Annotated in this window: 17 protein-coding genes and 1 tRNA gene; 7 read left to right on the forward strand and 11 right to left on the reverse strand. The window is 70.8% G+C overall.

Features of this window, described 5'->3' with window-relative positions:
- Positions 1-3: 3 nt before the first annotated feature.
- Positions 4-507, reverse strand: coding sequence for a GyrI-like domain-containing protein (locus RM446_RS17615; RefSeq protein ID WP_311546433.1), 504 nt, complete (start codon positions 505-507; stop codon positions 4-6).
- 524 nt (positions 508-1,031) lie between these two features.
- Between RM446_RS17615 and RM446_RS17620 the strand changes: the two genes are divergently transcribed.
- Positions 1,032-1,682 (forward strand): DUF1707 and DUF4870 domain-containing protein, encoded by a 651-nt coding sequence (locus RM446_RS17620; RefSeq protein ID WP_311546434.1) that lies wholly within the window; start codon positions 1,032-1,034, stop codon positions 1,680-1,682.
- A 226-nt stretch (positions 1,683-1,908) separates the two neighbouring features.
- Here the strand turns inward: RM446_RS17620 and RM446_RS17625 are convergent, their stop codons facing one another.
- Positions 1,909-2,508: a hypothetical protein gene (locus RM446_RS17625; protein WP_311546435.1), complete on the reverse strand. Its 600-nt coding sequence runs from the start codon at positions 2,506-2,508 to the stop codon at positions 1,909-1,911.
- Positions 2,509-2,908: 400 nt separating this feature from the next.
- Between RM446_RS17625 and RM446_RS17630 the strand changes: the two genes are divergently transcribed.
- Both RM446_RS17630 and RM446_RS17635 read left to right on the forward strand, forming a co-directional pair.
- Positions 2,909-3,424, forward strand: a complete 516-nt coding sequence (locus RM446_RS17630; protein ID WP_311546436.1) for a peptidylprolyl isomerase — start codon at positions 2,909-2,911, stop codon at positions 3,422-3,424.
- A 15-nt stretch (positions 3,425-3,439) separates the two neighbouring features.
- The gene (locus tag RM446_RS17635) at positions 3,440-4,342 is read left to right on the forward strand and encodes a rhomboid family intramembrane serine protease (RefSeq protein WP_311546437.1); all 903 of its coding nucleotides are present in this window, start codon (positions 3,440-3,442) and stop codon (positions 4,340-4,342) included.
- A 350-nt stretch (positions 4,343-4,692) separates the two neighbouring features.
- On the opposite strand, the gene RM446_RS17640 is transcribed toward RM446_RS17635, so the two are convergent.
- The 8 genes from RM446_RS17640 to RM446_RS17675 form a co-directional block, all read right to left on the reverse strand.
- A complete protein-coding gene (locus RM446_RS17640; protein ID WP_311546438.1) occupies positions 4,693-4,947 on the reverse strand; it encodes a cell division protein CrgA in 255 nt (84 codons plus the stop codon).
- A 207-nt stretch (positions 4,948-5,154) separates the two neighbouring features.
- Positions 5,155-6,927 carry a Stk1 family PASTA domain-containing Ser/Thr kinase gene (gene pknB, locus RM446_RS17645; protein ID WP_311546439.1) on the reverse strand — a complete coding sequence of 591 codons (1,773 nt, stop codon included), beginning with the start codon at positions 6,925-6,927 and terminating at the stop codon, positions 5,155-5,157.
- A gap of 80 nt (positions 6,928-7,007) precedes the next feature.
- Complete coding sequence (locus RM446_RS17650; RefSeq protein WP_311546440.1) at positions 7,008-8,519, reverse strand: serine/threonine-protein kinase; 1,512 nt, start codon at positions 8,517-8,519, stop codon at positions 7,008-7,010.
- Complete coding sequence (locus RM446_RS17655) at positions 8,516-9,958, reverse strand: peptidoglycan D,D-transpeptidase FtsI family protein (RefSeq protein ID WP_311546441.1); 1,443 nt, start codon at positions 9,956-9,958, stop codon at positions 8,516-8,518. The genes RM446_RS17650 and RM446_RS17655 overlap by 4 nt, the downstream gene beginning before the upstream one ends.
- Positions 9,955-11,331, reverse strand: coding sequence for an FtsW/RodA/SpoVE family cell cycle protein (locus tag RM446_RS17660; RefSeq protein ID WP_311546530.1), 1,377 nt, complete (start codon positions 11,329-11,331; stop codon positions 9,955-9,957). The genes RM446_RS17655 and RM446_RS17660 overlap by 4 nt, the downstream gene beginning before the upstream one ends.
- A 61-nt stretch (positions 11,332-11,392) precedes the next feature.
- Complete coding sequence (locus RM446_RS17665; protein ID WP_311546442.1) at positions 11,393-12,790, reverse strand: Stp1/IreP family PP2C-type Ser/Thr phosphatase; 1,398 nt, start codon at positions 12,788-12,790, stop codon at positions 11,393-11,395.
- Positions 12,787-13,275, reverse strand: coding sequence for an FHA domain-containing protein FhaB/FipA (locus RM446_RS17670; RefSeq protein ID WP_311546443.1), 489 nt, complete (start codon positions 13,273-13,275; stop codon positions 12,787-12,789). The genes RM446_RS17665 and RM446_RS17670 overlap by 4 nt, the downstream gene beginning before the upstream one ends.
- 291 nt (positions 13,276-13,566) lie before the next feature.
- Positions 13,567-14,328 carry a DUF3662 and FHA domain-containing protein gene (locus tag RM446_RS17675; protein ID WP_311546444.1) on the reverse strand — a complete coding sequence of 254 codons (762 nt, stop codon included), beginning with the start codon at positions 14,326-14,328 and terminating at the stop codon, positions 13,567-13,569.
- A gap of 281 nt (positions 14,329-14,609) precedes the next feature.
- Here RM446_RS17675 and RM446_RS17680 point away from each other — a divergent pair.
- Positions 14,610-14,695: transfer RNA gene (locus RM446_RS17680), tRNA-Leu, on the forward strand.
- A 200-nt stretch (positions 14,696-14,895) separates the two neighbouring features.
- Here the strand turns inward: RM446_RS17680 and RM446_RS17685 are convergent.
- The gene (locus RM446_RS17685; RefSeq protein WP_311546445.1) at positions 14,896-15,414 is read right to left on the reverse strand and encodes an SSI family serine proteinase inhibitor; all 519 of its coding nucleotides are present in this window, start codon (positions 15,412-15,414) and stop codon (positions 14,896-14,898) included.
- A 208-nt stretch (positions 15,415-15,622) separates the two neighbouring features.
- Here RM446_RS17685 and RM446_RS17690 point away from each other — a divergent pair, with 208 nt between their 5' ends.
- From RM446_RS17690 to RM446_RS17700, 3 genes are all read left to right on the forward strand, one after another.
- Complete coding sequence (locus RM446_RS17690) at positions 15,623-15,955, forward strand: rhodanese-like domain-containing protein (RefSeq protein WP_311546446.1); 333 nt, start codon at positions 15,623-15,625, stop codon at positions 15,953-15,955.
- Between the two features lie 111 nt (positions 15,956-16,066).
- A complete protein-coding gene (locus RM446_RS17695; protein WP_311546447.1) occupies positions 16,067-17,950 on the forward strand; it encodes a PAS domain S-box protein in 1,884 nt (627 codons plus the stop codon).
- Between the two features lie 265 nt (positions 17,951-18,215).
- Positions 18,216-18,776, forward strand: a complete 561-nt coding sequence (locus RM446_RS17700) for an ATP-binding protein (protein ID WP_311546448.1) — start codon at positions 18,216-18,218, stop codon at positions 18,774-18,776.
- The last annotated feature ends 169 nt before the right edge of the window (positions 18,777-18,945 follow it).

The following is an 18,945-nucleotide window of genomic DNA, read 5'->3' on the forward strand; positions in this document are numbered from 1 at the left end:
CGCTCAGCCTTCGGCGTCGTGGACCAGGTAGGCGATCTCGACGGAGCAGGCCGCACCCAGGTTGCGCACCGGGCTGGTCAGGTAGAACTCGAACCGGCCGCCCCAGACCTCGCTGCCGCCCTCTCCGCGCTTCATCCACGCCAGGCCGTGCTCATCCGCCCATGCCCGCAGCCGGGCGTGGGCGGCGTCGAGGCGCTCGGGGTCGCCTATGTGGGAAAGCAGCGCGTACTCGCCCCCCGGGATCACCCCCGGCACCACGCGTCCGTCCCCGGCGACCGGCTCGCCGATCGGCGTTCCCACTTCCAGGATGTGCTCGCGCTCGCCGCCGCCGACCACCCAGTAGCGGAAGAACGGCGGCCCCGCGGCAGGTATCCCACTGCCCCGCAGCCAGTCCCGGACCTCGGTGACGAGCGCGGCGGCCTTGCCCCACTCGCGCGTCGTCACCTTGGCCGGTATCGCCACGTAGGGTTGCTCGGTAAGTACCTCGTGTCTTGGTACATCGGTCATCGGTTCCCCCCGGTTCCGCTCACCGCCACCGCCACCGCTCGGCGCCCTGCGGCCGCGGCGGCTCCGCGACTGCATCTGCGCAGGACTACGTACAAACTCTCCCTGTTCAGGCGGCCGATCGCCCGTAGGCACACGGCAGAGTGCGCCGAGAATGCTTAGGCGGTGCTGCGGCGGCGGTCCTGGTCACAGACCCGGTGCCGAGGCGCCGGCGCCGGATTCGCCCGTTTGGCGCGGCATCCGCGCCTGCACCGAGCGGCTCCCCGACCCCGGCTCGCGGGTTCCGGCGCCCACAGCCGGGTCGCACTCCCGCAGTCCGGCCGGACGCGGTCGTCCAACGGCTGCCCCGCACCCGGTCGGATGCGCCGTTCACCGCATAGTCTGGAAACCCGAAGGGCCCCCGAAGCCGGTGAACCAGGGAACGGTCAGGGGCTTCCCCCATACACCGCGCGCGGTCGGCGGCGCATGATGGAGACGGAAAGGTATCCGCGGTGCCGCCGGCGGCGGCTGAGCGTTGAGGAGTGAGGGTGGCTGTGTACGAACCTCCGTCTCCACCGCCCGCGGGCGGCAGCCGGGACCCCGTCCCGCAGCGCCGCCGCAGCGGGAGCCAGGAGCTGCGGCTGACCCACGCCGACCGCGACACCGCGGTCGAGACCTTGCGGGAGTGCTACGCCGCCGGCCAGTTGGACGAGGAGGAGTTCGAGGAGCGCCTCGGGCTCGCCATCAACGCCAAGTTCCCCTCCGAGCTGGAGCCCCTGCTCACGGACCTCGTGCCGTCGCAGCAGCAGAAGGCCGGCCAGGTCGCCTCGAGCGTTTCGGGCAAGGAGAAGGAGGGGCCGCGGTCCGCCTCCGACCGGATGTACGCCACCCTGGGCCACTTCTCCGGTTACTTCACTTTCGTCGGCCCCCTGCTGCTGCTGGCGACCAGTCGGGACATCTCACCGTTCGTCCGCAGGCACCTCACCGAGGCGCTCAACTACCAGATCACCGTCGCGGTGGCCTCGATCGCGGCGATGGCGCTGGGATTCCTCATCCTGCCGCTGGTGCTGTGGGGCTTCATGATGCTGGGCTGGATGTTCATGCCGGCCGTCGCCGGCATCACCGCGCTGATGGGCGGCGAGATGCGCTACCTCTTCACCTGGCGCCCGGTGCGCGACGGGTCCGAACAGGGCACCTGACACTCCCGGACCGCGCCATGGCCGCTCCGCGACTCCGCGCCGGCCCCGTGCGGGCGCGGCGCGCCCGCCGCCACCGGACCGCAGGGCGCCCGCCGCTACCGGACGGTAGCGGGCAGGAAGCAGCGGGGCTACGCGCCGAGCGCCGCTGTGGCCTCCCGAACACACGAAGGCCCCGCCGCGGTCGCGGCGGGGCCCTTTCCATGCGACTCGGGCGTCACCCCTGAAGTCACGGGGTTACGCGTCCGTTGAGGTCGCTCGCGGCCTGCTTGGCTCCGGACGCCGTGGCGTCCTTCGCCTCCTGGGCGTCGTCCTTGGGCTCGGCTCCGGTGCCGGCCACCTTCTCCTTGGCGCTCTTGGCCTTGGCGGTGAGCTGGTCGCGGGTCTCGCGGACCTGGTCGCGCGCCTGGTCGAGGTTCTCCTGCCAGCGGGCGTCCTGGGCAGCCTGGCGCAGTCGAACCACGCCGTAGACGGCGGCTGCACCGGCGACGGCCGCGCCGGCGATGACAAGGGGGCGCGGCATGCGGCGGCCGCCCCGGCGCGCCAGGATGCCGCCGCGCTTGGCCTTGCGGGGCTCGACCCGGCCCGCCGTGTAGCTGAGGAGGTCGGCCACGCGAGGGGCGACGGTGTCCTCGACACGGAGAGCCGCGGTCTCCAAGCGGGGTGCCGTCCATCCGCGGGCCTGGTAAAGGCGCTCGGCGGCGTTCTGCCTGGCCTGGTCGGCGTAGGGGCCGAACCGGTCGGACTGTTCGCGTGCGAGCTGCTGCAGCCGGGCCATTGCCGCCTCAGTCTCGAAGCCGCCCTTCTGGCGCTTCAGCGTTCTGGGCACGGTGACCTCCCTTTCCGTTCGTCTCCGGGTGCTCCTGCCCAATGGCAGGGGACCTATGCGCGCGGTGTCGGCGACGTGGGTCACCGTCCGGACCGCCCGCCGTGGTATCGCCTCCGTATCCAGGGAAGACGCTGTGCTCGGCGTTCCGGTTCCGGCGTTATCCCCGTGTTATCCCAACATACTGCGGATCGCTCGGATGGCCCTGTATTCGACACGCTTACCCGGCGAGCTGGCGCAGCTGGCCGCAATTGGCAGCAGGCGCCCGCTGCGAGCGGCGGTGCGGCGGCGCCGTGCCGGGCGGCGGCGTGGTCGCGGCACTGTTCGCAGCGGCCGGAACGCGGTCGGGCCACTGCGGGTAACGTGGATCGGGCAAGCGACAACTACGGAAAGGCGTACCCAGGTGTCCGAGGTCAAAGCGCGGCTGAACACCAACCAGGGGACGATCGTCGCCAAGCTCTTCGCGGAGCAGGCCCCCGAGACGGTCGAGAACTTCGTCGGACTGGCGGAGGGGACGAAGCAGTGGATCGATCCCACCACCGGAAAGCCCAGCACTGCGCCGCTGTACAACGGCACGATCTTCCACCGGGTCATCGACGGCTTCATGATCCAGGGCGGCGACCCGCTGGGCAACGGCCGCGGCGGCCCCGGCTACAAGTTCAAGGACGAGTTCGACCCGTCGGTGAAGTTCGACCGCCCCTACCTGCTGGCGATGGCCAACGCCGGCCCCAACACCAACGGCTCGCAGTTCTTCGTCACGGTGGGCACCCCCGACTGGCTGAACCGCAAGCACACCATCTTCGGCGAGGTCGTCTCGGGCACCGAGATCATCGACAAGATCTCCAAGGTCGCCACGAACGCGCAGGACCGTCCGCTCGAGGACGTCACCGTCGAGTCCGTCGAGATCGAGCGGTCCTAGGCGGCGGCTGCACCCATGGACACCTCCCCCGCTGACGGCCCGGGGCCGGGCGCTGCGGAAGTTCCCACCTGCTACCGGCACCGCGATCGCGAGACCTATCTGCGGTGCTCCCGCTGCGACCGGCCGATCTGCCCCGACTGCATCCGCGAAGCGCCGGTCGGCCAGCACTGCCCCCAGTGTGTCTCCGAGGGAAACCGGAGCCTCCGGAGCTCGCGCACCGTCTTCGGCGGCCGCGTGGCCGCCCGGCCGGTCGTCACCTGGGTGCTGCTGGCCCTGATCGGGGCGGGGTTCCTGGCCCAGTTCGCCGCGCCCGGCCAGTGGCTGGTCGCCGAGTTCGGCATGAACGGCCAGGCCGTCGTGTTCGGGGGGCAGTGGTACCGGCTGGTCACATCGGCGTTCCTGCACGGCGGGCTGATGCACCTGCTGTTCAACGGGCTGGCCCTGTACATCGTGGGCCAGCAGGTCGAGACCGCGCTGGGCCACGCACGCTACACGGCTCTGTGGGTGCTCAGCGCCGTGGGCGGTTCGGTACTGAGCCTGCTGCTCGTGCCGGAGTCCTGGTCGGTCGGCGCCTCAGGCGCGATCTTCGGGCTGTTCGGCGCCGTGTTCGTGATCGGCCGCCGACTGCGGCTGGACATCCGGTTCATCGTCGGCCTGCTCGTGGTGAACCTGCTCATCACGTTCCTCGTGCCCAACATCGCCTGGGCCGGGCACATCGGCGGGCTGGCGATCGGCCTGCTGCTGGGCGCCGCCTACGCCTACCTGCCGCTGGGCCCCGAGAGCACCGGTGCCGACCGGCATCGCCGGCAGTCGCTCGCGCACTGGATCGCCACCGCGGGAGTCGCGGTGCTGCTGGCGGCGGCGGGGGGCGCCGGAGCGGCGCTGCTCAACGCGGGGATCATCCTGCTTCCCGCCTGACGAGGACGGCTTCGCCGTGTGTCTCCGGGCGGGGCGCCCGGAGACACACGGGCATGCGTAACCCAGCTACCCACAGCTTGTGGATAACTCTGTGGACGGCTGACTGTCCGGTTGTCGCCGAATACGCGGCGTGACCCCTCCCCGGATGCGGAGCCAAGGGACGGCTCGCGGTGATGCGTTCTTCGCCGGGATCGGCGAGCGGACACGTCCGGCGCACGGCGCGCCGTCCTCGCAGCTGGCGCCGCGGGACAGGGTGCGCTCTGCGCGGGAATGCCGCTACGAGTGGGCGGCGGCGGGCAGCGGGCCCCGAGGAACACCGGCCACCCGGGCGCTCAGTGCGTCTGTACCGGTCAGTGCCAGCGGGTGCCGAGGATGAGGGCGAGGATGATCCCGCCGAAGCCGATGGCCAGGTTCCAGTTCCCCAGGTCGCTCATGTAGGGAATCATCGAGCCGGCGATGTAGTACACCGCGATCCACAGAACGCCGAGCACCATCAGCGTGACCAGCGTCGGCAGCACCCAGCGGGGACTGACCTTCGGCTTGGCGGCCGACGGCGGCGGCGTGTAAACGGCCTTCTTCTTGCGATCGCTGCGGGACTTGGGCACGGTCGCTGCTCCAAATACGAATCGGCCGGGAACTACGGATCTCGGTTCATACCAGTCTACGCCCAACAGAGGCTTCACGGGACGTCCGCAGCGGCCGCGCTACCGGCCACAACGCCTGCGGCCTGCGGGGAACCTTTCCAGCCGGGCCGGGAACCCATCAAAGCGCCCCGACCCGGCGCGTGCGCGGCGCGCGCACCCGCGGGCGAATCAGCCCCCGTTGGGCGGCCACGGAAGACCGCTGGGCCACCCCTCCGGCGTCTCGGTGCCCCCGCCGGTCGGTGTGGTCGTGCCGGTCGGTGAAGGCTCCGGCGCCTCGGGCTCGGTGGCCAGCCACACGGTGACCGAGGAGCCCGGGTCGACCTCGGTGCCGGCCTCGGGGTCCTGGCGGGTCACCCGACCCGGCTCGACGGAGTCGCTCGCCTCCTCCTGGAAACTGGGGGTCAGCCCCGCGTCCCCTAGGGCGCTCTGCGCCTCTTCCTGGGTCATGTTGGCAACGTCGGGTACGGCGACCTGCTCCGGCCCTGTGGAGATGACGAGGTCGATTGCGCTGCCGGGGTCGGCGGACTGGCCGCCGGGGGGACTGGTCCGGACCACCTGCCCCTCGGCGTAGGACGCCGAAGCCTCCTCGCTGGTGTCGCCGATCTCGAACCCGGCGTCCGTGAGCGTCTGCTCAGCCGACGCCTGGTCCTGCCCGACCACGTCGGGAATCTCCTTGGAGCCCGGCCCGGTGGAGATCTGCAGCTCGATCTCGTTGTCGGCGGTGCTCTGCTCATGGGCGGGCGGATCGGTGCCGATCGCGTTGCCTTCCTCGACGTCCCCGCTGTTCTGCTCTTCGACGGTGACGTTGGTGAAGCCGGCCTGCTCCAGCTCCTGCTGCGCAGCCGACTCCGACATCCCCGAGACATCGGGGATCTCCATGCGATCCGCGGGAGCCTGGCTGAATAGCCAGACGGCGAATCCCAAGGCGGCCACGACGGCGACGGCGAGCAGGATCCACAGGGCGGTGCGCCCCCCGCGGCCCTCGTCGCGGTCGTAGTAGTCGTCATCGTCGTAGTCGTCGCGCCGGTTGCGGTCGTCCACGGGAGGCAGCGCGGACGTGGCGCCCGCAGGGGCCATCGCCATGGTGCTCGCCTCGGTGGGCATCCCCTGCAGTCCGCGCTGGATGTCCTGGCGCATCTCTTCGGCGGTCTGGTACCGCTGGTCGCGGTCCTTGGTCATCGCGCGCAGCGTGACCTCTTCGAGCCAGGCCGGGATCTCCGGGTCGACCTGTGACGGCGGAACCGGATCCTCGCGTACGTGCTGGTAGGCGATGGATACGGGGGAGTCGCCGGTGAAGGGCGGCTGGCCGGTGAGCAGCTCGTAGAGGACGCAGCCGGTGGAGTAGATGTCGCTGCGAGGGTCGACACGCTCGCCCCGCGCCTGCTCCGGCGAGAGGTACTGCGCGGTGCCGATGACCTGCGACGTCTGGGTCATCGTGGCCTGGTTGTCGTTCATCGCACGGGCGATGCCGAAGTCCATGACCTTGGCTTCGGCCTGGCGCGTCAGCATGACGTTGGCCGGCTTGATGTCGCGGTGCACGATGCCGTTCTGGTGGCTGTACTCCAGAGCGCGCAGAATGCCGTCGGTCACCTCGGCGCAGCGCTCGGGCAGCAGTCGGCGGTCGTCGTCGAGCAGCTCCTTGAGCGTGCGGCCCTCGACGTACTCCATGATGATGAACGGGATCGCCAGCCCGTCGACCATGTCCTCGCCGGTGTCGTAGACGGCGATGATCGAGGGGTGGTTCAGGGACGCAGCCGACTGCGCCTCACGCCGGAACCGGGTCTGGAACGTGTGGTCGCGAGCGAGATCGTGGCGCAGTGTCTTGACGGCCACCATGCGGTCCAGCCGCAGATCACGGGCGCGGTAGACCTCGGCCATGCCGCCGCGACCGATGACTTGGTCGAGCTCGTAGCGGCCGCCGAGTAGCCGTGGCTGTGACATGTCGTGAACTGTTCCTCGTAATCTGCGCTTCGGGCGTCAGCCCTGCGTCGCCTGGCGAGTGTCGGTCGCGTGCCTGCAGGTCAATCTGTCTCCGAGCCGCCCCCTGAGGAGTCGCCGGTGTCTCCGTCGTCCCCAGTGTCAGGTGTGGACCCGCCGTTCCCGGGCGGGGTGTCGCCTTCCCCGGGGTCGCCGGTCGAGGGCGGGTCGTCGTCGCCGGTGGGCTCGGCGGGCTCGTCGGTCGTCCCGTCCCCGCCGGTAGGCGGGCTCGCCGGCTCCGTCGAGGGCGCTTGAGTGGGCTCCGACCCGTCATCTGTCTGGTTGTCGTCGGGCGCGGGGTAGTCCTGAACGCCGGAGTCCCCGTCCGAGGTCTCCTCCTGCGTGTTCGACGGCTGCGGCTCCGAAGCGCTCTCGGACGCATTCGGCTGCTGGTTGCCCACGCTGTTGCCCTCGGCCTCAGGCGTTCCGAAGTAGCGGCCTGCCCAGACCACGCCGAGCACCAGGACTGCCGCGGCCGCCACGGCGGCCAGCACCAGCGGAAGGCTCGCCCGGCGCCTCGGAGAAGAGGCCCGGTCAAGACTATCGTCTCCGTACCGGTCGGCCGCGGGCCCCGTTCCGCCACCCTGCGCACCCCCGGCCGCGGTGGTGATCCCGTCCGGCGAGGTCGTCGGGGAAACGCCGGCGACCATCGTGTGCGCGGGATCGGGCAGGTCCATGGCCGTGGTGGACCCGCCGAGGGCGGCGTCCATGCCGTTGCGCAGGCGCTGGGCCGCGGCGGCCACATCGCCGGCCGACGAGGGCCGGGCCTCCGGCGGCTTCTCCAGCAGGCGCTCGACGAGCGCGGCGGCCTGGGGCGGCACGTCGGCCGGCAGCGGAGGCGGCGGTTCGCGGGTGTGGGCCAGCGCCAGGGCCAGCGGCGTGTCGGCGGTGAACGGCGGCTGACCGGCCAGGCACTCGTAGGCGACCACGCCGAGGGCGTAGATGTCGGAGGCGTGGGTGGCCGGGCGGCCGGACGCCTGCTCCGGCGAGATGTACTGGGCGGTGCCCATCACCATGCCGGTCTGGGTGAGGGTGACCGACTCGTTGCCGCGGGCGATGCCGAAGTCGGTCAGCTTGACGGTGCCGTTCTCGGTGACCAGCAGGTTGCCGGGCTTGATGTCGCGGTGGACCACTCCGCGGGCGTGCGCAGCCGCCAGCGCGGCCGCCGCCTGGCCGATGATGTCCAGCGTGACGCTGGGCTCCAGGCCGTCGTTGCGGCGCAGGATCGACGCCAGCGGCTCGCCCGGGACGAGTTCCATGATCAGGTAGGCGTGGCCGTCCTGCTCGCCGTAGTCGTAGACCTGGGCGATGCCGGGGTGCGACAGGCCCGCGGTGATGCGGCCCTCGGTGCGGAACCGCTCGCGCGAGGTGGGCTCCGCCATCTGCGCGGGGTGCAGCAGCTTCACCGCGACCTCGCGGTTGAGCAGGGAGTCCTCGGCGCGCCAGACGGCGCCCATGCCGCCGGAGCCGATCTGCTCCTGGAGCCGGTAGCGGCCGCTTAGCACGGTGCCCGCCAGGGAGCCCGGACCGGGGGAGCCGGCGTCGTTCTCGCTCACTCGTTGATCACAGCCTCCATCATGTCCTGCGCGATCGGAGCGGCCAGCGTTCCGCCGCTCGCTCCTCCGTGCTCGACGACCACCGCGATGGCGACCTGGGGGTCCTCGGCCGGTGCGAAGGAGATGAACCAGTTGTGTGTGGGACCGCTTGCGGTCTCGGCGGTACCGGTCTTGCCGGCGACGTGGATTCCGGAGATCGCTCCGGCGGGCCCCGAGGCCTCGTCGCCCTCGGTGACGCCGATCATCATCTCCGTCAGATCATCGGCGGTGCCGGAGCTGATGGCGTCGGGGAAGGCGACCTCGGGCTGGGCGGCCTTGACCTCCTCCAGATTGGAGTTCTGCACGGACTCGACCAGGTAGGGCTTCATGACGTCGCCCCCGTTGGCGACGCCGGCGGCGACCATGGCCATCTGCAGCGGCGTGGTCTGGATGTTGGCCTGGCCGATGCCGGCACGCCCCAGGATATTGGGATCGGTCTCCACAGGTGCCGCACTCTCGGTCACTTCCAGCGGGATCTCCATCGGACCCTGGTTGAAGCCGAACGCGGACGCCTGCTCGTTCAGCTTCTGCCCGCCGAGGTCGATCGCCCAGTTGGCCATCGACGTGTTGCAGGAGATCTCGATCGAGTGCGCCAGGGAGTCGGGGGCGCCGTCGTTGCACGGCCCGCCCCAGGCGTTCGGCAGCGGAGCACCCAGGTCCAGGCTGGCCGGCGCCTCCTGGGTCGACTCCGGGGTCGCGCCGTTCTCCAGCGCGGTGGCCGCCGTGACGACCTTGAAGGTCGACCCGGGCGGATAGACCTGGTTGAAGGCGCGGTTGAGCAGCGGCTGCTGCTCGTTGGCCTCGAGGTCGGTCCAGTTCTCGGCCGCCTGGTCGGTCTCGGTGACGCTGGCGACGCTGTTGGGGTCGAAGGTGGGCGTGGAGTAGGAGGCCAGCACCGCCCCGGTCTTGGGATCGAGCGCGACCGCCGCCCCGTTCTTGCCCAGCGACTGCAGCCCGTCCATGGCGGCCTGCTGCACCTTTGCGTCGACGGTGAGGTAGACGTCGGCGCCCTCGGGCTCCTCGCCGGTCAGCATGTCGCGGAAGTTGTTCACCGCCAGCAGTTCGTTCGAGCCGTCCAGGAACGAGTTCTCGGCCCGCTCGATTCCGGTGGCCGAGCCCGCGCGGAACGCACCCACCACGGGTGCGTACTTCTCACCGCTCTCGTAGTGGCGCTGGTACTGCTCGCTGTCGCCGCCCACCGGCTTGGAGTAGGCGACCTCCTGGCTGCCGACGAGGATGGAGCCCCGGTGCTGGGTGAGGCTCTCGATGAACTGGCGCCGGTTGTAGGGGTGCTCGCGCAGGGTCTCGGCCTGGAACGTCTGGATCCAGGACACGTTGAGCAGCAGCACGCCGAAGAGCGCCATGGTGAAGATCGCGAGGCGGCGGATTGGCTTGTTCATCGTGAGATCACCTGTGTCGCGCCTTCGTCCTGGATGGCCTGCGGGGCCGGCTTGCGTGCGTTGTTGCTCATCCGCATCAGCAGCGCCAGCATGATCCAGCTCGACAGTAGGGCGGAACCGCCCTTGGCGACGAAGGGAATGGTCGCACCCGTCATCGGGATCACCCGGGTGACGCCGCCGATGACGACGAACGTCTGGAAGGCGATCAGGAACGAGATGCCCGAGGCGAACATCTTGATGAAGAGCTCCTTGGAGGCGAGCGCGATGCGCATACCGCGCTCGACCAGCAGGGCGAGGGCCAGCAGCATCACCATGACGCCGGCCAGTCCCAGCTCCTCGCCGAATGCCGCGAAGATGAAGTCGTTCTGCACCTCGAACACGTAGCCGGGCTTGCCGCCGCCCAGGCCGGTCCCCGTCATGCCGCCTTCAGCCAGCGCGAACAGGCCCTGCACGAGCTGCTGGCTGTTGCCGGAGACGTTGCAGAAGGCGTCGGGGTTGGCCATCGCCTCGTCGGTGCAGTACACGTCGGGGTGGAACGCGTCGAGCCAGGTGACCATGCGCACCCGGAAGTGCGACACGAACGGGTAGATCAGGGCGCAGGCGCCGAAGAAAGCGGTGAGCCCGATCACCAGCCAGTTGCCGCGGTGGGTGGCGACGTAGATCATCGCCAGGAACGTGCCGAACAGCATCAGCGAGGTGCCCAGGTCGTTCATCAGGATGACCAGGACGATGATGCAGAAGCCCCACATGACCGCCATGGGCGCGAGGTCGCGGGCGCGGGGGAGGTCCAGCACCTTCAGCGGGCCGACCTTGACCTGGCGCGAGGCCAGGGCGAGCACGTCGCGCTTGGTGACCATATAGCCGGACAGGAACACGACCAGGGCGATCTTGGCGAACTCCGAGGGCTGCAGCGTGGTGACCCCGAGGTTGACCCACTGGCGGGCGCCGTTGACCGTCTGGCCGATACCCGGGATGAGCGGCATGAGAAGCAGGATCACCGCGCCCAGCGCCATGATGTAGGGATAGCGCTGCAGGGTGCGGGGTTCCTTGAGGAAGAAGACGATCGCCGCGAAGACGGCCATGCCGACCGCTGTGAGGATCAGCTGGTCCCGCGCGCTGCCCTGGCTCGTGTCGCCCGTGGCCTCGAACAGGCGCCAGAGCATGGCGATGCCCAGGCCGTTGAGCAGGGTCGCCAGCGGCAGCAGCAGCGGGTCCGACCACGGCGCGAAGAAGCGGATGAAGAAGTGCGCGAGGACCGCCAGGCCGCCGAAGAGCACGCCGAAGACGAACAGGCTGGCCGGCATCTCCCCGTTGCGGGTGAGGCCGGCCTCGATCATCGCGAACAGCATCGTGCCGACCGCGATCAGCGTCATCACCAGTTCGGCGTTGCGCCGCTTGACCGGTGGCAGCTGCGTAGGGGCCTCGGTCGCCACCTCACTCCCCTCCCGTTGAGTTCTCGACGGCCTCGCCGCTCAGCGAGTTCTGCGCGGTGGCGCGGTTCTCCTGGGACTCCTGGGACTTCTGGCCGTCCTGGCCCTGCTGTCCGGAGCCGCCGGACTCGAGTCCGCAGGACTCGGGGTCGGAGGAGCAGGCGTCCGCCTGGTCGCGCAGTTCGCTGATGCGGCCGTCGACGTCGCCGCGGTCGAGGGGGATGGTGGCGTCGACGGAGCTGCGCTGGTTCTCGGGCAGCCCGTCGAGGGGGATGTCGGTCTTCTGGATCTGCTCGGCCAGCTCGTAGCCGGCGATGTCGGTGTTGAGGCCCCGGTAGACGGCGACGCTGGACCCGTCCTGCGAGGGGCCGATGAAGTACTGGTTGCTCAGGTACTGCGAGCCGAAGTAGAAGCCGGCCGCGGCGATCGCGACGACGATCACCAGAAAGGTGACGACCATCGGCCACCACCGGCGTGTGCGCCGGTCGGGCTCTGGCGCGGGGGCCTCGCGCGCGTCCTCGGCCGGCGGGATGCGGTCCATCTCGGCGGTGTCGCCGGCGGAGCGGTTCAGCCCCTGGGCGCGCCCGGCCGGGGTGTCGGGCGTCATCACCGGCTCGCGGCGCTGGTCGGCGGCGCCGACCACCGAGGGCTCCTGCGTGGGACCGCCGGGGTCGGTGGCGGTGTCGATCACGTCGGCGACCACGGCGGTGATGTTGTCGGGCCCTCCGCCCCGGTTGGCCAGGTCGATCAGCCGACGCGCGACGGCGTCGGGGTTCGGCTCCGACTCCAGCGTCTGGCGGATGGTGTCGGTGCTGACGACACCGGAGAGGCCGTCGGAGCACAGCAGGTAGCGGTCGCCGACCCGGGCCTCGCTGACGGAGACGTCGGGGTCGACCTGGCTGCGGCCGTCGAGGGCGCGCAGCAGCAGAGACCGCTGGGGGTGGGTGGCGACCTCGTCCTCGGTGATCTTGCCTTCGTCGACGAGGGTCTGCACCAGGGTGTGGTCGTGCGTGATCTGCCCGAACTCCTCGCCGCGCAGCAGGTAGGCGCGGGAGTCGCCGACGTGGATCATGGCGACACGCGCCCCCGACCAGAGCATGGCCGTTAGGGTTGTGCCCATGTTCTCCAGGCGGGGTTCGTCCTTCACCCGCTGGGCGAGCGTGGAGTTGGCGTTTTCGACGGCCTGCTGGAGCGAGCCGACCATCTCGTCGGTGGTGGGCACGTCCTCGTCCAGCGCCCGCAGAGTCGAGACGGCGATGGCGCTGGCGATCTCACCGCCGGCATGACCGCCCATTCCGTCGGCGACCGCGAGGAGGTACGGGCCGGCGTAGGCGGAGTCTTCGTTGCCTTCGCGGAGGCATCCTACGTCGGAGTACGCCGCGTATCGGAGAGCGATTGTCATTTGCGCAGTTCCAGGACGGTTTTGCCGATGCGGATGGGTTGTCCGACCGTAATGGGCTGAGGGCGGGTCAGCCGCTGCTGACCGAGGTAGGTGCCGTTCGTCGACCCGAGGTCCTCGACGATCCAGCGGCCCTGGTCGGAGAAGATGCGGGCGTGGCGACCGGACGCGTAGTCGTCGTTGATGACGAGTGTGGCGTCGTTGGCCCTGCCGATGACGATCGGCTGTGACGTGAGGTTGAGCGAGGTGCCGGCGAGCGGTCCCTTGGTCACGACCAGGGCGCGCGGCTCGTTGCGGCGGCCCTTGGGTGCGCGGGCCGGCCGAGCGGGACCGGACGACCGGCCCTCCTCGCTGCGTTTGCTGCGCTTGGACTTGCTCTTGGCGGGGCCGAGGAGGTCGGTGCGGATGACGCCGACCGCCATGATCACGAACAGCCACAGCACGCAGAGGAACGTGATCCTGATCAGCATGAGGGTCAAGTCGGACATTGAACTGCTCTTCAGCCCCTGTCGTGCTCCGGCGAGGTGGCGATCATCGGAGCCGCCACCGCGTCTAGTCGGCGTCGGACCCTAGGAGATCGTGGCGGAAAAGCCGAACGAACTCAATGGAAGGGGATCCTAGGGGCCGTCGCCGGTGGTTCGGCCGCCCCCCGCCTCGCCAGCGGGTGGCGTCTGTTCGGGTGGAGGCCTCTCTACCGTCTGAGACGCGGTGAGAGTCCGTTTGGTTGCGGGCGTTCGGGCCGGCAGGCCCCGAACGGAGGTCGGAGTGGCGGTCGTGTGTCAGTCGCGGCGGAAGGTCATGGTGGTGCGGCCCAGGCTGACGCGGCTGCCGTCGACCAGTCGGGCGCGCTTGACCTGCTCGCCGTTGACGAAGGTGCCGTTGGTCGAGCCGAGGTCGACGAGCACCGCTTCGTCGCCCTCCACCCTGATCTCGGCGTGGTGGCGGGATACCCCGTTGTCCACCAGCCGCAGGTGGCAGTCGGTACCCCGGCCCAGCAGGGTCACCTGCGTGTTCAGCACGAAGGACTGCTGCATGCCGTGGCTTTCCACCGAGCCCTCGGCCGTCGCGCCGCCCGGCGAGATCAGCAGGCGCGGATGGCCCTGGACGTCGGCGGAGCTGCGCGGCTGGTCGCTGACCGGCTGGCGGATCTCGCCGCTCTCGACGGTGGAGCCGCGGATCACCCCGGAGCGGATGCGGAAGCGGCCGATCTGCAGGTCCGCCTCGGCCTTGAAGTGCACACGCACGGGGCCGACGAAAGAGTACCCCTGCTCGGTCGCGTAGTCGCGTGCGAGTTTCGCCAGCTCCTGCCCGATGGTGTCGGCCAGGGCGTCCATCTGCTCGGCGTCCTCGCCGGAGAGCTCCACGACGAAGTCGTTCGGCACCAGGGTCCGTCCCTGCGCGACGATTGCGGCGCGCTCGTCCATCTCGCGCTGAACGGCGCTGGCGATCTCGACCGGTTCGAGCTTCGACTTGAAGGCCCGAGCGAAGGTGCCTTCGATCATGCCTCCAAGCCTGCGCTCGAAGCGTTGGAGCACTCCCACGAGGTACCTCCCTTACTCCACTCCGGATGTACTGACGATCGTAACCGGGTAACAGCACCCTTGGACTCACGCGCGCCATCCGGAGGGCGATCCGGTAGGTCATAGGTCCCGCCGTTTCGCGGGGTGGAGTGCCGCGAGGGAGGAGGGAAAGCGTGCACCGAACATCCGGCGTCCGTGCTAATCTTGTGTCCGTCGCCGAGCGGAGGCGAATCCGGACCCTCAGGTCGGAATCGGCCCCGGCGAACCCACTGTATATGTGTGCAATCATATATGTGTCACTCGGGCGGGTGGCGGAACGGTAGACGCGCACGGTTCAGGTCCGTGTGTCCGAAAGGATGTGAGGGTTCAAATCCCTCCTCGCCCACCAGCAGACGGGCCCTGCCGCACTACGCGGCGGGGCCCGTTGCTTTTTCTGTCCATCGGGGCGCCGCCCCGCGCCCGCTCGCCGCGTTCGGCGAGTGCGTGAGCGAGCCCACAGGAGTGCACCGGCACCGGTGCGCGCACTGACGGACCGCGGCGGCAGACCGCCGTGCCGCACCGGACGCCGCCGGTGCGCCCGGTGCCCGGTCAGGGCGCGAGTACCGCGCCCAGGTTGTCGTAGCGATCCATCTCGCAGCCGTCGGTCCGGGTGACCTCCGTGTCGATCCGGGTGTCGCCGACGTGACCGGTGATCCGGGCGACCTGCGGCCCGCCGTGGATGAAGGTGCACGGGGTGTTCTCGGGGACCTCCTCGAACGCCTCGGCGCCGCCCGCTTCGGCGAGATCGGCGCAGGCCTCCTCGGGGGCCGGGTGGTCTCCGCCGGCCGGACCGCAGGCGAGCCGCCACTCGCGCGGCTCCGCCGGCGACGGGCTGGGTACAGGGGAGGGACCGGCCGCGCCGCTGGGCTCGGCGCTCGTGCCGGAGGAGATGTCGATGGTGAGTTCGGTCTCAGGCGCGGGGCCTTGTTCGCCGGACGGAGAGGTCGCCGCGCCGCTCGGAGTCGCCTCCGGGGGCGTGCGGACCTCGGACGCACCGCAGCCCGCCGCGAAGACGAGGGCGAGCAGGGCGGCCGATGCCGGCGCGGCCGCTGTAACAGGTGGGCGCATACCCTGTTCGACGTGGCGGGGCCCCGCCGGGTTCCCTCGGTCACGCCCGCGCCACGCACTGTCGCCGCGCCGCGGACGCGGGGCCCTTGCTGTTTTCCGGTCTCCGATGGGAGCCCCCGCACACCCGCCCCGGAGTCCCCGGGGCCGTTCGGGGCCCGGAGGAGGACCGCGCCCGCGCAGCCGCATGAGGAAAGTCGAGGAGTATCCGGTGTTCGCTGAGAGTGTCCCCGTGGTCGAGGTCGGTTCGGTGCCGCCCGACGGCTATCTGCTCGACGTCCGCGAGGACGACGAGTGGGCGGCGGGCCACGCGCCCGACGCCGTGCACGTCCCCCTGAGCAGGCTGGCCGAGCTGGCCGGCGAGGTACCGCAGGACCGGCAGGTCTATGTGGTCTGCCGGGTCGGCGGGCGCTCGGCGCAGGCCGTCGAGGCGCTGAACCGGGCCGGCTGGCAGGCGGCCAACGTCGCCGGCGGTATGCAGGCCTGGGCGCTGTCCGGGCGGGCGATGGTCAGCGAGACCGGGGAGGCCCCGCGAGTGGCCTGATCCGGACGTGCGGGGCCTGAGCGCCAACCGCGCCGCGCATGGGCGCCCGCTCCCCCCGGTTTTTGGGGAATGGCGAACCGCGCGGGCGGCCTCGGGTGGCACTATGTCGAGGTGGCTCCCGATCACTTCGCCCCCGGCGCCGACGCCGTCTTGGCGTGCGCCGCCGACGCGATCGTGGCCGTGGACACCGAGCTGCGGGTCGTGCTGTGGAACCCCGCCGCCGAGCGCATGTTCGGCTGGACCTCGGCCGAGGTGGCCGGGCGCCCCCTGCCGATCGTGCCCGACGAGCTGACCGCCGAGCACCACGCGATCCTGGAGCGGGTGCGGGCCGGAGGTCCCGTCTCCATCGTCAGCCGCCGCCTGCGCCGCGACGGCAGCGTCGTCGACGTGCGCATCGACAGCAGCTCCCTGCTGGACGACCAGGGCACGCCCGCCGGCTGGATCAGCGTCTTCCACACCTACGAAGAGATCGGCGCGGTCCAGAGCCACATGACCGAGCGGGCCCGCCTGGTGCGGCGGCTGACCGACGTGGTCGCCGACATCAACGCCGACCTCGACCTGGACGCGGTGCTGGACCGCATCGCCCACAGCCTGACCGAGCTCACGGGCGCCGACGCCGGCGGGTTCGCGCTGATCGAGGACGATCAGCTTCGGCTGGTCAGCCTGACCCAGCTCTCCGACCACCTGCGCGGATACCAGGCTCCCCTGGAGTCCAGCCTGTTCGGCGAGCTGCTGCGCAGCGGCAAGACCGTCCTGCTCGCCACCGACGACACCCGCAGCCTGGACGACCTCATCTGGGCCGACCTCGACGGCCTGCACACGATCGCGCTCGGCGTCTCCAACGTGCAGGGCAGGCCCTACGGGGCGCTGTACGCGCTCTACAGCAGGCGCAAGGTGGGACACGTCGAGCTGGAGCTGCTGGAGCTGCTCGCAGCGCACGCCGGGGTCGCGCTGGGAAACGCCATGGCCTACCGCGAGATCGTGCGCCAGCGCGCCCACGAGCACGCCGTCGTCGACTCCAGCGCCGACGGCATCGCGGTCCTGGGCGCCGGCGGCCTGGTGCGCAAGTGGAACCGCTCGGCCGCGGAGCTGACCGGCTACGCCATGGCCGACGCGGTCGGCCGCCACCCCCCGTTCCCGCTGCCGGCCCGCCAAGGCGAGAACATCCGGCACCGCCTGGACAACGGCCGGTGGCTGGAGATCCTCATCACCGACATCCCCGAGACCGGCGAGCGCGTGGTCGACTTCCGCGACATCACCGAGGCCAAGGCGCTGGAAGAGGAGAAGGACCTCTTCCTGGCCACCGCCGGGCACGAGCTGCGTACGCCCATCACCGTGGTGCAGGGGTTCGCCAGCACTCTGGTGCGGCGCTGGGACCAGCTCGACGACGAGTCGCGCCGCAGCGCAGTCGACACCATCGCGGAGCGCTCCGGCACGCTCGCGCAGCTGGTCGAGAACCTGCTGCTGGGATCCGACGCCCGCGAGGCCGAGCTGAAGACCGGCAACGACCCCTTCGACCTGGAGCGGCTGCTGCGCGACTGCGCGACCGCGTTTCAGCCCTTCTCCGCCCGGCACACGCTGGATCTGGAGCTGCCCGATCTGCTGCCGTTCGCCCTCGGCGACGCCGCGGCCACCGACGTCGTCATCGGCCAACTGCTGGAGAACGCGTTCAAGTACTCGCCGGAGGGCGGGCGCATCGTGCTGCGCGCGGCCGTGGAGGGCCCGTCCGTGGCAGTGTGCGTCGAGGACCAGGGAGTCGGGGTCCGACCGGGCGACGAGGAGCGCATCTTCGGGCGGTTCGTGCAGGGCGAGGCGGGCGACCGCCGGAGGTTCGGCGGGATCGGGCTGGGCCTCTACATCGCCCGCCGGCTGGCCCGTGCCCAGGGTGGCGAAGTCACCGCTCAGGCCCTGGACGGCCATGGGACGCGGATGAGATTCACATTACGTTCCGCGCAGGTCGCCGGGCTCGGCGAGTCCGGAATCCCGGATCCGTGACCGGTTCGCGCGCCCGGTGGCCGCGACCGTTCGTCCGCCGCTAGGAGCCGCCCGGCAGACGAGCGGCGACGACGTGTTTCCGATGTGGGCGAACGGGGCATTTCGGCCCTGGCAGAGTCGCATGGCCGGGACTTTGCCGCGAACCGACCAAGTTAATAAGGGCTGGATCCAGGTCGGGACGTGGGCGGCAGGCTCGTGCTCCCGCCGCTTGCCGGGCTACGCCGGACGCGCGGGAGTGTGCGCGTCGAGGAACGGGGAGAAGGACGTGTCACGAGTTGTACTGCTGCCGCACGCGGCGTCGAGTGTGACGAGCGCGCGCCGGCGGCTCTGCTCTGATCTGCGCGACTGCGGGCTCGACAACACCAAGGTCGACGACGCGGCCATCGTCCTGAGCGAACTGCTGAGCAACGCCCTGCGCCACGCCTGCTGCTTGCCCGACCCTTTTCCTCCGGGATGCGTGGAGGTGAGCTGGGAGCTCGGCGACGCCTCAACCGGAGGCGCGCGCAGCGGCTGGCTGGAGGTCTCGGTGCGCGACGGCGGCGCCCAGACCCTTCCGCGGCTGGCCCGCCCTTCGCTGTCGGGCCTCGGCGGGCGCGGCCTCGGCATCGTGGAGCACATCGCCGCCAAGTGGGGCACCGAGGTCGACGACCGGATCACCACCGTCTGGGCTGTGCTCGAAGCGGCGCCGGAGCAGCCGGAACCGGCCGCCGACGCACCGCACGAGCGCGCTTCGGGAACCCCCGGAACCGCGACGGTTCCGCGTAGCGCCGGCCGGGCGGGCGAGCGGATATCGGCGGTGCCTCCGCAGCAGGCGGCCCGTGCCTGAGCAGCGCACGGCGCGCGGGGCCGAACAGGCCGGTTAGACGCGCCGGCGGGCGTTCTCGCAGCGTGACCGGCTCGCGCGCGGGGGCTGCCGTACTTCCCGCGGAACGTTCCCGATGTCCGAAACGCCGTCGCCGATGTGGCCTGTACTCCCCGTGGGCGCTACAGTCTCG

The sequence above is a fragment of the Streptomonospora wellingtoniae genome (genome assembly GCF_031845375.1).
GTDB classification, from domain to species: Bacteria; Actinomycetota; Actinomycetes; order Streptosporangiales; family Streptosporangiaceae; genus Streptomonospora; species Streptomonospora wellingtoniae.